Source organism: Mesorhizobium sp. M4B.F.Ca.ET.214.01.1.1 (genome assembly GCF_004791545.1).
Taxonomy (GTDB): domain Bacteria; phylum Pseudomonadota; class Alphaproteobacteria; order Rhizobiales; family Rhizobiaceae; genus Mesorhizobium; species Mesorhizobium abyssinicae.
This window is the reverse complement of sequence record NZ_SRUX01000006.1, coordinates 280,015-293,597: the sequence shown is the minus strand read 5'-3', so window position 1 is coordinate 293,597 and position 13,583 is coordinate 280,015. Positions and strand designations below refer to the sequence as shown.

Annotated in this window: 11 protein-coding genes and 1 pseudogene; 10 read left to right on the top strand and 2 right to left on the bottom strand. The window is 62.7% G+C overall.

What is annotated here, in order from left to right; all coding sequences use genetic code 11:
* Positions 1 to 70 precede the first annotated feature (70 nt).
* Complete coding sequence (panC, locus tag EN857_RS14890) at positions 71 to 979, bottom strand: pantoate--beta-alanine ligase (RefSeq protein ID WP_091595811.1); 909 nt, start codon at positions 977 to 979, stop codon at positions 71 to 73.
* Positions 976 to 1,811 (bottom strand): annotated as a pseudogene (gene panB, locus EN857_RS14885) (3-methyl-2-oxobutanoate hydroxymethyltransferase). Before panB ends, panC begins: the two are co-directional and overlap by 4 nt.
* A 172-nt stretch (positions 1,812 to 1,983) precedes the next feature.
* On the opposite strand from panB, the gene EN857_RS14880 reads away from it, so the two are divergent.
* From EN857_RS14880 to EN857_RS14835, 10 genes are all read left to right on the top strand, one after another.
* Positions 1,984 to 2,946, top strand: coding sequence for a hypothetical protein (locus tag EN857_RS14880; protein WP_135858804.1), 963 nt, complete (start codon positions 1,984 to 1,986; stop codon positions 2,944 to 2,946).
* 62 nt (positions 2,947 to 3,008) lie between these two features.
* Positions 3,009 to 3,983 (top strand): quinolinate synthase NadA, encoded by a 975-nt coding sequence (gene nadA / locus EN857_RS14875; RefSeq protein ID WP_029354894.1) that lies wholly within the window; start codon positions 3,009 to 3,011, stop codon positions 3,981 to 3,983.
* Complete coding sequence (locus tag EN857_RS14870; protein ID WP_029354892.1) at positions 3,980 to 5,521, top strand: L-aspartate oxidase; 1,542 nt, start codon at positions 3,980 to 3,982, stop codon at positions 5,519 to 5,521. The genes nadA and EN857_RS14870 overlap by 4 nt, the downstream gene beginning before the upstream one ends.
* A gap of 4 nt (positions 5,522 to 5,525) precedes the next feature.
* Positions 5,526 to 6,404: a carboxylating nicotinate-nucleotide diphosphorylase gene (gene nadC, locus EN857_RS14865; RefSeq protein WP_091595900.1), complete on the top strand. Its 879-nt coding sequence runs from the start codon at positions 5,526 to 5,528 to the stop codon at positions 6,402 to 6,404.
* A gap of 207 nt (positions 6,405 to 6,611) precedes the next feature.
* Positions 6,612 to 7,580, top strand: coding sequence for a biotin synthase BioB (bioB, locus tag EN857_RS14860; protein ID WP_236370746.1), 969 nt, complete (start codon positions 6,612 to 6,614; stop codon positions 7,578 to 7,580).
* Positions 7,577 to 8,716 (top strand): 8-amino-7-oxononanoate synthase, encoded by a 1,140-nt coding sequence (locus tag EN857_RS14855; protein WP_091595817.1) that lies wholly within the window; start codon positions 7,577 to 7,579, stop codon positions 8,714 to 8,716. The genes bioB and EN857_RS14855 overlap by 4 nt, the downstream gene beginning before the upstream one ends.
* A complete protein-coding gene (gene bioD / locus EN857_RS14850; protein WP_029354884.1) occupies positions 8,713 to 9,348 on the top strand; it encodes a dethiobiotin synthase in 636 nt (211 codons plus the stop codon). Before EN857_RS14855 ends, bioD begins: the two co-directional genes overlap by 4 nt.
* On the top strand, positions 9,348 to 10,613 hold the full coding sequence (locus EN857_RS14845; RefSeq protein WP_091595819.1) for an adenosylmethionine--8-amino-7-oxononanoate transaminase: 1,266 nt from the start codon (positions 9,348 to 9,350) through the stop codon (positions 10,611 to 10,613). The genes bioD and EN857_RS14845 overlap by 1 nt, the downstream gene beginning before the upstream one ends.
* Positions 10,610 to 11,593 (top strand): beta-ketoacyl-ACP synthase III, encoded by a 984-nt coding sequence (locus EN857_RS14840; protein WP_091595821.1) that lies wholly within the window; start codon positions 10,610 to 10,612, stop codon positions 11,591 to 11,593. Before EN857_RS14845 ends, EN857_RS14840 begins: the two co-directional genes overlap by 4 nt.
* Positions 11,594 to 11,766: 173 nt before the next feature.
* Positions 11,767 to 13,410, top strand: a complete 1,644-nt coding sequence (locus EN857_RS14835; RefSeq protein WP_029354881.1) for an MFS transporter — start codon at positions 11,767 to 11,769, stop codon at positions 13,408 to 13,410.
* The last annotated feature ends 173 nt before the right edge of the window (positions 13,411 to 13,583 follow it).

The window sequence follows — 13,583 nt, the reverse complement described above, 5'->3', positions numbered from 1 at the left end:
TGGAAGCCGGGCGGAGACGTGGTTCTAAATGATGGCCTGTCCCTGCAGGGCGTACGACGCGCCGCCGTCATCACCGCAATTGCTGTGCTGCTTCCGATTGGAGAGAGCTCCGCGCACCTGACCAACTACCGATGGGTGATATTGCGACGTTATCGATGAGCCGCGTGTCGCCAAGCCAAGCCGCAGCAAGCAAGCGTGCCGGTCGGTCAAGGCTTGCTAACGATTGCAGGTCTGTTTCTCCGCGAAGCTCCAGGTATTCGAGCTCGCGATAGCCGGCAGCCAGAATTGTTGCACGCGCTTCATCAAGCGTAGGCAGGATGGGAGAGCCGCGTGCAAGCCGCTCGGCCGTATCGAGCAGGACCGATGCTAGTTTTGGGGCAATGGCGCGTTGGGCTGGGGAGAGCCGCACGTTACGCGACGATAGCGCAAGACCATCGGCTTCGCGGACTGTCGGACAGGGCACAATAGTGATCGGAATGTCGAGGTCCCGGACCAAGCGCCTGACAAGCTGAAGTTGCTGAAAATCCTTTTCGCCAAAAAAGGCGAAGTCAGCGCCGGCCTGCAGGAAGAGCTTGGCCACGACCGTCGCCACGCCATTGAAATGGCCGGGCCGGAATGCGCCGCACAGGCATTCGCTGATGCCGGACACTGAAACGACCGTGGCGAAGCCCGCCGGGTACATTTCCTCTGCGTCCGGCACATAGAGCAGATGCGTGCCCAGCGGCGCGAGCTTGGCAGCATCTTCGCTTTCCGTCCGAGGATAGGCAATCAGGTCGGCGGGGCTGTTGAACTGCTTGGGGTTTACGAACAGCGTCACGATCACCCGCTCGGCCCTTTCAAGCGCCTTCCGCACAAGGCTCAGATGCCCGTCGTGCAAGGCTCCCATGGTCGGCACAATACCGATCGTGGCACCCGAGCGACGCCATTGCGCAACGACGGCGCGCAGCTCGCTCACAGTTCGAGCGATCGGCACGCTCATGTGAAGTCTCCGGCCTTCAAGGCGTTGACATAGAGATGTTCGACCGCCGGAAAGTGCCGGTTCCGCACATCGGTGGCGTAAGCGGCGATTGCCGCCTCAGCCTGCTCACCGAGCTCGGCATAGCGTTTGACGAACTTCGGCCGAAATGAGGTGAAGAGCCCGAGCATATCGTCGCTCACCAGAATCTGGCCGTCGCAAGCTGGCGAGGCACCGATGCCGATGGTGGGTATGTCGATATCGGCGGTTATCTGCCGTGCAAGCTGCTCCGGTATCTTTTCGAGCACCAAGGAGAAGGCGCCCGCCTCGGTTACCGCCCTGGCGTCGCGCCTGATCCGCTCTGCATCGGCTCCCCGGCCCTGCACACGATAGCCTCCGAACGTGTTTACCGCCTGCGGCGTCAGCCCCACATGGGCCATGACAGGTACGCCGCGCGCGGTAAGGAAGCGGATGGTTTCCGCGATGGTCTCGCCGCCCTCGAGCTTCACCGCTGAACAACCGGTCTCACCCATCACGCGCGCAGCGTTGCCGAAAGCGTGCTCTGGGCTTTCCTCGTAGGAACCGAAGGGCAGGTCGACGACCATCAGCGCGTGTTCAAGGCCGCGGCGAACGGCCTGTCCGTGCATGATCATCATGTCGAGCGTGACGCCCAGCGTCGACGACAGGCCGTGCCCACCATGCCGACGCTGTCGCCGACAAGAACGATGTCGCAGTGGCGATCGAGTAGCCTCGCGACCGGCGTGGTGTAGGCCGTCAAGCATACAAGTGGCGTTTGGCCTTTTCGCAATCGAATATCTGGAGGGTTAATCCCTTTTATCTCACCAGCCGCGCTCAACCGACGCCCCCTTCCCTTACGTTACCAACAGCGGGTGTCGCGTTTGGCATATTTTTGTGCGACTGCGAAGAGCTAAAAACAGTGCTTGAGTAGTACGGTGTTGACGTGCTGGCTGCCAAGGTTACATTCAATCGATTAAGGCGCTCCGTTGGGCCAACCCACTTTCGCAAACATGGATCCTCAGACAAGAAGAACCAAGAAAGGCAAAGCCGCCGTCAAAGCTGACGAAGCCAAAGTGGACCTGACTGCCGTCGTGGTCGCCGTAAACGACAGTGAGTCCTGTGTCCTCACCGTCGGTCATGCGGACACCCTCCCTTCTGGACCTTTTGCGCTTGAGCATCGATCGCTGCAGTCGGGTTTGAGGGGGTGGGTGGAGCAGCAGACCGGCCATGCACTGGGATACATCGAGCAACTCTACACCTTCGCCGATCGCGATCGCATCGGCACTGAGCGCCACCAGCGCGTCATCTCAATCAGCTATCTCGCATTGACCAGGAAGGAACAGGCAACGAACTCGGCCGCGTGCGGCTGGCAAAGTTGGTACGAATATTTTCCCTGGGAGGACCACCGCTTCGGCACGCCGCCTGTGCTGCTCGATAGATTGCGGCCCCGCCTGATTGAGTGGGCCGGCGGCGCCAGCGAGCCGACCACTCAACGCGAGCGCCGGCAGCGCGCTGCGATAGCCTTCGGCTTCGACGACCGCCATTGGAACGAGGAACTCACGCTCCAACGCTACGAGTTGCTCTATGAAGCTGCTCTGATTGAAGAGGCCGGTGGCGGCAGGGACGCGATTGCGGCCGCGGCTGGCAAACCAATGGTCGCTGACCACCGTCGTATTCTGGCAACCGGGATTGCGCGGCTGCGTTCGAAGATCAAATACCGGCCGGTCGTGTTCGAGCTTATGCGGCCTTCCTTCACGCTGCTGCAACTGCAGCGAACCGTGGAAGCTCTGGCTGGCAGGCTCATCAACAAGCCCAACTTCCGGAGACTGGTCGAGCAGCAGGATCTTGTTGAGGAGACTGGGGAGACCTCCCTCGACACGGGCGGCCGACCGGCGAAGCTTTATCGCTTCCGCCATGCCGTTCTCGACGACAGGGCTATCGCCGGGACAAAATTACCGCTGGCGCGGGCTTGACATACTTATAGTCAAGGTAGACATATTCCCTTATTGTCAAACCGAATATAATCGAGGCGCCAATGGCTGGGGCGTTACCTATGGCTGCGTCCCTGTATGAGCGTGTCCGGCGGGTGATCCCTCCCGTTGAATGGCTCGCGTTCGCCGGCGATATTGAAGCCATCTTAGCGCTGAAGCGTGAGCGCAATGCGGTGGTGCTGGCGCACAATTACCAGACGCCCGAAATTTTTCATTGCGTGGCAGACATCGTCGGCGACAGCCTGGCGTTGGCCCACAAGGCGGTGACGGTCGACGCCGACATCATCGTGGTTGCCGGCGTTCATTTCATGGCCGAGACGGCAAAACTGCTCAATCCGAACAAGACCGTGCTCATCCCGGATCTCAGCGCCGGCTGCTCGCTGGCCGAATCGATCACGGCAGACGACGTGCGGCTAATGCGGCTGCGGTATCCGGGGGTCCCCGTTGTTACTTACGTCAACACTTCGGCCGCCGTAAAAGCGGAGTCCGACATCTGCTGCACGTCCGGCAACGCGAAGGCGGTGGTGGAATCGCTTGGCGTGGCGCGTGTGCTGATGCTGCCGGACGAATATCTGGCGAGGAACGTGGCAGCCGATACAGACGTCGAGATCATCGCCTGGAAAGGCCATTGCGAGGTGCATGAGCGCTTCACCGCAGCAGACATTCGGGAACTGCGCGATGCCCATCCAGGCGTCATCGTGCTGGCCCATCCAGAATGCCCACCAGACGTTGTCGCGGAGGCGGAGTTCTCCGGCTCGACCGCAGCGATGTCGGATTATGTCGAGCGGGAGAAACCGACGCGTGTCGTCCTTCTGACCGAATGTTCGATGAGCGACAACGTCGCGGTCGCGCATCCCGACGTCGAGTTCGTTCGCCCATGCAACCTGTGCCCGCACATGAAGCGCATCAACCTGGCCAACATTCGCGCCGCGCTCGAGCAGAACCGGCATGAGGTCCGGATTGATCCCGAAATTGCCGGCCCCGCCCGCCGCGCGGTCGAGCGCATGCTTTCCCTATGAGCCTGGAGGTTCGCGACATCGCCGGGGCGCCGGTCGTCATCGGTGGCGGCATTGCCGGCCTGATGACGGCGCTTCATCTGGCGCCGGAACCGGTCGTGCTTTTGACCAACGCGCCGCTTGGAACCGGAGCCTGCAGTGAGCTTGCCCAGGGCGGTCTTGCGGCAAGTCTCGGCGGCGACGACGGCCCGGATTTTCACCTTTGCGACACGATAGCTGCCGGCGACGGACTCTGCGACGAGGCCACGGTGCGGCGAGTGGTCCGAGCTGCACCCGAAGCGATTAGGACGATCCAAAGGTTCGGCGTCGCCTTCGACCAGCACCCTGACCGCGCGTTGCGACTTGGGCTCGAGGCGGCACACTCGCGACGGCGGATTGTGCATGCAGCCGGCGACGCCACCGGTCGCGAGTTGGTGCGCGTGCTCATCGCCGCGGTTCGGCGTACAGCCTCGATCACCACTATCGAAAATGTGGAGGTCCGCCGGCTGGTCGTGCAGGACGGGTCGGTCATCGCCGTGGTCGCCGCAGGACGAGCCGGCGCGCTCGCTCTGCCCACGCGTCGCGCGGTGCTGGCGACCGGCGGCGTCGGCGGGCTGTTTTGCGACACGACAAACCCCGCTGGCTCATGGGGTCACGGGCTGGCGCTCGCCGCATGGGCGGGGGCGGAACTCGCCGACTTGGAATTCATACAGTTCCATCCAACTGCGCTCGACGGTCCGCGCCGGCCGATGCCGCTGGTGAGCGAAGCCGTGCGTGGCGAAGGCGCGGTGCTCATCGATGAGCGAGGAGAGCGCTTCCTCGCTGACACACCTGGCGGTGAACTTGCGCCTCGCGACGTCGTAGCGCGCGCCATTTGGCACCAGCTTGCCGTTGGACGCCGCGTATTCCTGGATGCACGGCAAAGTCTCGGCCCGAGATTTGGCAAGCGTTTTCCAGGCATCGCCGAATTGTGCCGGAGCGCAGGGGTCGACCCCGCGACCGACCCGATCCCGGTGCGCCCGGCGGCACATTATCACATGGGCGGCGTCGCCGTAGACAGCGCCGGCCGCAGCTCCATCGAGGGATTGTGGGCCTGCGGTGAGGTCGCCTGTACCGGCCTGCACGGCGCCAACCGCCTGGCCAGCAACTCGCTCACCGAAGCGGCGGTCACCGCGAGCTGGGTTGCCGAAAGCGTTGCCGGCACGTCGTATACCCGGCGACCGCGCAGATGCTCCACATTCGTCCCTCCACGACCAGACGCTTCCGCGGTCCGCCCAATTGTCTCCGCCGCCCTGGGTATCATCCGCGACGGCGAGGCAATGCGCGAAGCGGTGGCGACCCTGCTGCCGATCGCAGCTGACAATGTCGCTGCCTCTGGTCCGGCTTTGGTCTCACTGATGATCGCCGTGGCGGCCCTGGGGCGGGAAGAGAGTCGAGGCGCGCACTGTCGGTCCGATTTCCCGCTCCACGATGCCGACGCGCGCCCATCACGGCTGACACTGCACAGCGCAATGCGGGCCGCGGCCGCACTCGATTGCCGGGCTACCATACGGAGCACCTGATGTGATTTCATTCTCCCCCCTCCCCGCGACCCTGATCGAACCGATTGTGCGCGGTGCGCTCCTCGAAGACCTGGGCAGATGCGGCGACCTGACCAGCGATGCGGTTATCCCGCATGATTGCACTGCCACGTTGGTGCTCAGATCGAGGCAGGCGGGCGTCGTTGCCGGGCTCGATCTGGTCTCGTACGCCTTCCTGCTCGTGGAACCGGCGATCAACATCCAGATCTGGCGCCCTGATGGCAGCGATGTCGGGGCCGGGGAAACCATTGCAAGATTGTCCGGACCCGCGCGAGGCCTGCTCACGGCCGAACGCACTGCCCTCAATTTCTTATGCCGGCTGAGCGGCATTGCCACTGCCACAGCGGCGATGGTTGAGGCCGTGCGCGGTCACAAGGCGAGGATCGTATCGACGCGAAAGACGACGCCCGGCCTGCGGGTATTGGAAAAATACGCCGTGCGCGTCGGCGGCGGTGCCAATCACCGCTTCGGCCTCGATGACGGCGTGCTCATAAAGGACAATCACATCGCGATCGCCGGCGATATCCGCACAGCAATAGAGCGGGCGCGCGCCGCCGCAGGGCATATGGTGAAGGTCGAGGTTGAGGTCGACACGCTGAAGCAGCTCGATGCAGCGCTCGCGATTGGTGTTGACGCGGTGCTGCTCGACAATATGTCGGTCGAGGATCTTGCCCGCGCGGTTTCTATAGTGGGTGGCCGTACGATCACCGAGGCTTCCGGTCGGGTGACGCCGAAAACGGCGGCGGCGATTGCGGCGACCGGTGTCGATCTCATCTCCATGGGATGGCTGACGCACAGCGCCCCGATCCTCGACATCGGCCTGGACATGCCGGACCACCAGAACATCTGCAAGCATTTGAACTGAGGATTACGGCATGAGGAGCAACATCAGCTCGGCAGGCGTAGGAAGGCGGTGGAAAGACGTGCCGCAGCTCGCCTTTTAGCGAGTGCGCTCCAAAGCCAAGTCGGACCGAGCTTGCCGGTCGACAGACTCCTGAAGGCGTACCGGACTAGCAACAAAGGTTTGACGATGACGGTTGGAATGAACTCGGAGTTCGACGTGAACCAGACCATGCAATCGGTCGATGGAACGCCTCCGCGATGGAACCGCAAAGAGGCTGAGGCCATCTACGGCATGCCATTCAACGATCTGCTGTTCCTAGCTCAGACGATCCACCGCCAGAACTTCGATCGAAACCGAGTGCAGCTGTCGCGGCTCCTTAGCATCAAGACCGGCGGCTGCCCCGAAGATTGCGGCTATTGCAGCCAGTCTGCGCATTACGAAACCGGGGTGAAGGCGTCGAAGCTGATGAACGTCAAGCATGTCATCGACGAAGCGGCCAAGGCGCGTGATGGCGGCGCAACGCGCTATTGCATGGGCGCAGCGTGGCGAAGTCCCAAGGAGCGCGACATGGACGTTGTGGTCGCCATGATCGAGGGCGTCAAGGCGCTCGGCATGGAGACCTGCATGACGCTCGGCATGCTCGATCTTGAGCAAGCTGCTCGCCTGAAGCAGGCCGGTCTCGACTACTATAACCACAACATCGATACCTCTGAGCGCTACTATGGCGAGGTTATTTCAACCAGGACTTTTGCCGACCGGCTGGAAACGCTTGGGCACGTGCGCGCGGTTGGGATGAAAGTCTGCTGCGGCGGCATCGTCGGGATGGGGGAAGAAAAGACCGATCGCATCGACATGCTGGTCACGCTCGCGAACCTGCCCGAGCCGCCGGAAAGCGTGCCGATCAACATGCTTATTCCCATCGAAGGCACGCCGCTTGCCGCGGCCGACGCCATCGATCCGATCGATTTCGTCCGCATCGTTGCGCTCGCGCGGGTGATGATGCCGAAATCCTGTGTAAGGCTGTCCGCCGGCAGGACGGCGATGAGCGACGAAACGCAGGCGTTGTGCTTCTTTGCCGGCGCTAACTCGATCTTTGTCGGCGACACGCTGCTGACGGCGGACAATCCCGGCGAGGACAAGGATAGCCTTCTGTTCCAGCGTCTCGGCATCGAGCCGATGGAACTCGCCACGCAATGAACGAGGCAATTCTTGCCCGCTATGACGCATCCTTGCGCGGACTGGCGCGCAAGGACCGGTTGCGGACGCTCGCACCGCGCGCCGGTCTCGACTTCTCGTCGAACGACTATCTCGGACTTGCCGCCTCCAAAAGACTTGGCGAAGCGGTTGCGGCGGCGATTGCGCGGGGCACGCCGGTTGGCGCCACCGGGTCGCGGCTGTTGCGCGGCAACGCACCGGAACATGAGCAACTGGAGGCGGACGCCGCGGCATTCTTCGGCGCCGACCGTGCGCTGTTCTTTGGCAGCGGCTACATCGCCAACTTCGCCCTGTTGACCGCGCTGCCGCAGAAAGGCGACCTGCTGGTCCTCGACGAACTCGCCCATGCCAGCATGCATGAGGGCGCGCAGGCCGGGCGCGCCGAGTTCAAGCTGGCCGCGCACAACGACGTCGACGCTGTCGAGGACGCAATCACCCGCTGGCGCGCCGAAGGCGGCACGGGGCGCGTGTGGATCGCCGTCGAAAGCCTTTACAGCATGGATGGCGACCGCGCGCCGATGGAGAGCCTGGTCGCGATGGCCGATCGGCACCAGGCATTCATCGTCGTCGATGAAGCGCATGCCACCGGCATCTGGGGACCGGACGGCCGGGGACTGGCCGCCGCGTGCCAAGGCCGCGACAACATCGTCACGCTCCACTCATGCGGCAAGGCGCTCGGCGCATCCGGTGCACTCGTCACCGGGCCGAGGACACTGTGCGATTATCTCGTCAACCGGTGCCGGCCGTTCATCTACGCCACCGCGCCCTCGCCGCTGATGGCGGTCGCGGCGCGCGAAGCGCTGACTATTCTGTCCGACGAGCCCATGCGCCGCGCTCAGCTGCAGGAACGCGTTGCCTGCGCCGGCCGCCAATTGGCCGAGCGCTGCGGCGTCGTACCCAGCGGCTCGCAGATCCAGCCATTTGTCATCGGCGACGTTGGGCGCACCATGGCGGTGGCGGCGGCCCTGCAGGCACGCGGCTTCGACATACGCGGCATACGTCCGCCGACGGTGCCCGAGGGCACATCGCGCCTGCGCATTTCGCTGACGCTCAACGTCGACGAGACCGACATTTCCGCCATGGTCGAGGCTCTCGTTGAGGTGTTGGCCACAGCATGACCAAACGCATCGTCGTCACCGGAACAGACACCGGAATTGGCAAGACAGTATTTTCGGCCGGACTTGCCGGGCTGCTCGACGGCTTCTACTGGAAGCCGGTGCAATCGGGCCTCGACGAGGAGACTGACAGCGAGGTCGTCGCCCGGCTTTCCGGCTTGCCCGACGGACGCGTGCTGCCCGAAGTCTATCGACTGACGATGCCGCTGTCGCCGCATCGATCAGCCGAAATCGACGGCGTCGCGATCGAGGCCGACGATCTTTCATTTCCGGTCCTGCCGACACCGCTCGTCATCGAAGGCGCCGGCGGGCTGATGGTGCCGCTCAATCGACAGACAAGGTTCATTGACATATTCGAACAATGGCGGCTGCCGGTAATACTGTGCGCCCGCACCGCGCTCGGCACCATCAATCATACGCTGTTGTCGATCGAGGCCCTGAGAGCCCGCTCCATCCCGCTCATCGGCATTGCCTTCATGGGCGAAGAGGTGGCCGATACGCAAAGGACAATCGTGGAATTCGGCGGCGTGCCGCAGCTCGGCAGGCTGCCGCACCTCGGTCCGCTGACGGGTGAAACGTTGAGAGATGCAATGATTTCCGGCTTCGACCTGGCCATGATTGCCGGAGGCGACTGATGGCGCAGTCTCGAGTCTGGCATCCGTTCACGCAGCACGCGCTAGAGCCCTCGATCCCTGAAATCGTGCTGACTGAAGGCGCCTATCTCCACAAGGCCGACGGCTCCCGCATCCTGGATGCGATTTCTTCCTGGTGGGTCGTCACTCATGGCCACCGCCACCCCCGCATCATGAAGGCCATCGAGACGACCGCGTCGAACCTCGACCAGATCATCTTCGCGGGCTTTACCCACGAGCCGGCCGAGCGCCTGGCCGAGGCGCTTGTCGGCCTCGCACCCGCCGGCCTTGACCGGGTGTTCTATTCCGACAGTGGCTCGACCTCAATCGAAGTCGCGCTGAAGATGGCGCTCGGCTATTTCCGCAACATCGGCGCGCCGCGTTCGCGCATCGTCGTCATGGAGCACAGCTATCATGGTGACACGATCGGGGCGATGAGCGTCGGCGCCCGTGGCGTGTTCAACGCCGCCTACGAGCCCTTGCTGTTCGAGGTCGACACCATCCCCTTCCCGGCCGCCGGGCGCGAGCAGGAAACGCTGGATCGGTTCGAGGCACTCTCCCGCGACCGGCGCGCCGCCGCGCTGATCGTCGAGCCGCTCGTGCTCGGCGCCGGCGGCATGCTCATGTATCCGGCCTGGGTTCTGACCGAATTGAAGAGGATCACTGAGGCCGCCGGCACGCTGCTGATCGCCGATGAAGTGATGACCGGCTGGGGGCGCACCGGAACCATGTTCGCCTGCGAACAGGCGTCCGTCTCGCCGGACATCCTGTGCACCTCGAAAGGTCTGACCGGTGGTACCATCCCGCTGGCCGCCACGATCGCCACCGATGCCATCTTCCAGGCTCACTATTCCGAGGATCGCAAGAAGACGTTTTTCCATTCGAGCTCCTACACCGCCAATCCGATTGCATGCGCGGCGGCACTTGCCAATGTCGAGATCTGGCACGACGAGCCGGTGGCCGATCGGATCGCGGCCTTGAGCGAGCGACAGGCCGCCGGGCTTCGACGCTTTCGCGACAACCCTCGCTTCACCGATTGCCGGACAACCGGCACCATCGCGGCACTCGACCTACGCACCGGCTCAGCCGGTTATCTGGCCGAGATCGGGCCAAAACTGCGCGCTTTTTTTCTTGAGCGCGGCCTGCTCGTGCGCCCGCTCGGCAATGTCCTGTACCTTCTGCCGCCCTATTGCATTACCGGCAACGAGTTGGATGGGCTCTATGACGCCATCGAGGAGGCCGGCGAACGCTTCGGCTCAAAGCCATGAGCCGATCATCGCGCATTCTCGGGCTTGGCCATCATGCGCCCGCGCGCAAGGTGGAGAATCCGGAAATCGAAGATCGTCTCGGGCTTGAACCCGGCTGGATCGAGCGGCGCACCGGGATACGGTCGCGCTTCTGGGCAGCGGACGAAGACACGCTGTCGGCCCTTGCCGCGCACGCCGGCGACATGGCGCTGACCAATGCCGGTATCGACCGCGGCGACATCGGCCTGCTGTTGCTCGCTACCTCCACACCCGATCATCTTCTGCCGCCAAGCGCGCCCCTGGTCGCACATCGGCTGGGACTAGGTCGCGCCGGCGCGATCGACCTGACCGGCGCTTGCGCCGGCTTCATCTATGCGCTGATGTTCGCCGACGGGTTCACTCGCCTGCATGGCAAAGCGAGCCTTGTCATTGCCGCCAACATCCTCAGCCGCCGCATCAATCCGGCCGAGCGCGCCAGCGCCGTGCTGTTTGCCGATGCCGCCGGCGCGGTGGTGATCGGTCCGTGCGATGACCCGGATCGAGGCATTCTCGGCGCTTCGGTGGATTCGGACGGCTCGCGTTACGGGCTGATCCAGATTCCTGCCGGTGGAAGCAACAATCCGTTCCATGGCGGCCTCGACCTCGAGCAGACCCGGATGACGATCACCGATGGCCGCGAAGTGTTCGCCAAGGCCGTGGAGATGATGACCGCCTGCTCGAGAGATGCGCTCACTGCTGCCCGACTGAGGCCGCAAGACCTCGATCGTTTCGTGCCGCATCAGGCCAATGCTCGCATTTTCGACGCGGTCGGCAGGAACCTCGGCATCACAGATCACTCGATGGTCAAGACGATCGCCGAATATGGCAACTCTTCCGCCGCGACGATCCCGCTCTCGTTGTCGCTCGCCCATCGGGCGCAGCCGTTTCGGCCTGGCGAGAAAGTCCTCTTGGCGGCAGCGGGTGCGGGTCTCAGCGGCGGCGCGCTTGTCGTGGGAATTTAGCAAAGCAACGCTTGCGCATAGGACTGCTCATGAATGAGACTATGAGAATGGCTCAATACGCAAATAGTCGCCGGCAAGCTCCATAGAGCTGGGTTCCGTGCGGTGCTCCGCGATGTCTAAGTATCGACCCACTTGCTCAAATCGCAGCGCTCATCGAAGGCCAGCAAAACCTCATGCAGAGCGAAAATCCTCAACCGCCCGTTTCAAAGACGCTCGCCCCATTTCGAAACAAGGTGTTTCGCTCAATTTGGACGGCCACCCAGATTTCCAGCCTCGGTTGGCTAGTGCAAACGGTCGCCATCAGTTGGCTTATGGCAACGATTTCAGCGTCCGACCTTATGGTGGCTCTCGTCCAGGCCGCATCCACACTGCCGGTGTTCTTCCTCTCAGTTTTCGCCGGAGCCATTGCCGACAACTTCAGCCGCCGGTGGGTGATGTTTGCGGGACACTGCCTGATAGCATCGGCGTCGATGACGCTGATGATTTCTGTGGGTCTGGGATTTGTCAGTCCTTGGCTGATTCTCGGGTTAGGTTTCCTGGCCGGCTGCGGCTTTGCCTTGAATGATCCGGCCTGGCACGCTTCGGTCGGCGATATCCTTCACAAACGCGACATTCCGGCCGCAGTGACGCTTATGTCCGTCGGATACAACATTGTGCGCAGCGTTGGTCCGGCCTTAGGGGGCGTGATCCTGGCCGTCTTTGGGCCGCTGGCCGCTTTCGCCTTGGCTGCGGTGAGTGATCTGGCGCCTATAAGCGCGATATGGCGCACCAAATGGGAGGTCCGCTCTTCGCCTCTCCCTCGTGAGAGAATGACGACGGCAATTCATGACGGAGTGCGCTTTACGGCGATGTCTTTGGAGATCAGGGCAGCGACCGCCCGAGCAGCTCTTTTCGGATTGGCAAGCATCTCCATTCTGGCGTTGCTCCCTCTCGTCGTCCGGGATCAGTTGAAGAGTGGGCCAATTGTCTACGGTATCTTATTGGCCGGCTTCGGCATGGGTGCTTTCATCGCGGGCATGGGCAACGGCTTCTTGAGGAAGGTCACGTCTCAAAACAGGCTGGTGGCCTTCGCCTCTGTGGCTTGTGCAGTCTGTTGCCTCTCCCTTGCCCTGACATCGTCGGTTCCTGTGGCGGCCATTTCGCTGGCGCTCGGCGGAGCGGGTTGGCTTATCACCTGGACGGGCATTGACGTGTCGGTGCAGTTGGCAAGCCCAAGGTGGGTTGTAGGCCGCACGCTCTCCATTTACTACGCCTTGAGCGCAGGCGGTATGGCTGCTGGCAGCTGGATCTGGGGTTCTGTCGCGCAAAACTATTCCTTGACCTCAGCATTGGAGGGCGCCGCGGGCGCTCTGTTGCTGGTTGCAGCAGCGGGGATCGTGTTGCCGGTCCGTCCCTGGGAAGAAACGGATCAAGAAAGTTCAGTTTTTCATCCGCCGGACGTGGCTCTCGATCTGAAACCCAGAAGTGGCCCTATCGTGGCCAAGGTCGAGTATTTGATATCGGAGGAAAATATCGAGGCCTTTCTGGGCTACATGCGCACGCGGCGACACGTCCAGAGCCGTGCCGGTGCACGAAACTGGACGCTCCAGCGAAATCTGCAAACACCGTCACTTTGGACGGAGACATTCCGCACCCCCACCTGGATGGACTTTCTCCGCCTAAATCATCGACTCACCGCAGCAGATAAGGAAGTCGGCCAGCATCTCCTGTCACTGCATGAAGGAGAGGTGCCTCCGCAGACAGTGCTTTCGATTGAACGAACGACCGAGGCAATTCGTACCCGTACCTCGACAATCTTTTCTCGTCCTCCAAGATGACGCCATCAAGCTGCTATCCAGGGACAGGGTGGATCACCGGTGCTTTGCAGAGCACAGCCTCACGCCGAGAGCAGCGTGCTCCGAGTTGTGCGATCGAGCGCACCCAGGCGAGATGATGATGAACGCGGCGTCAAGTGGAGTCCCCTGCATGCGCTTGCGGAGTCTTCTGCGAG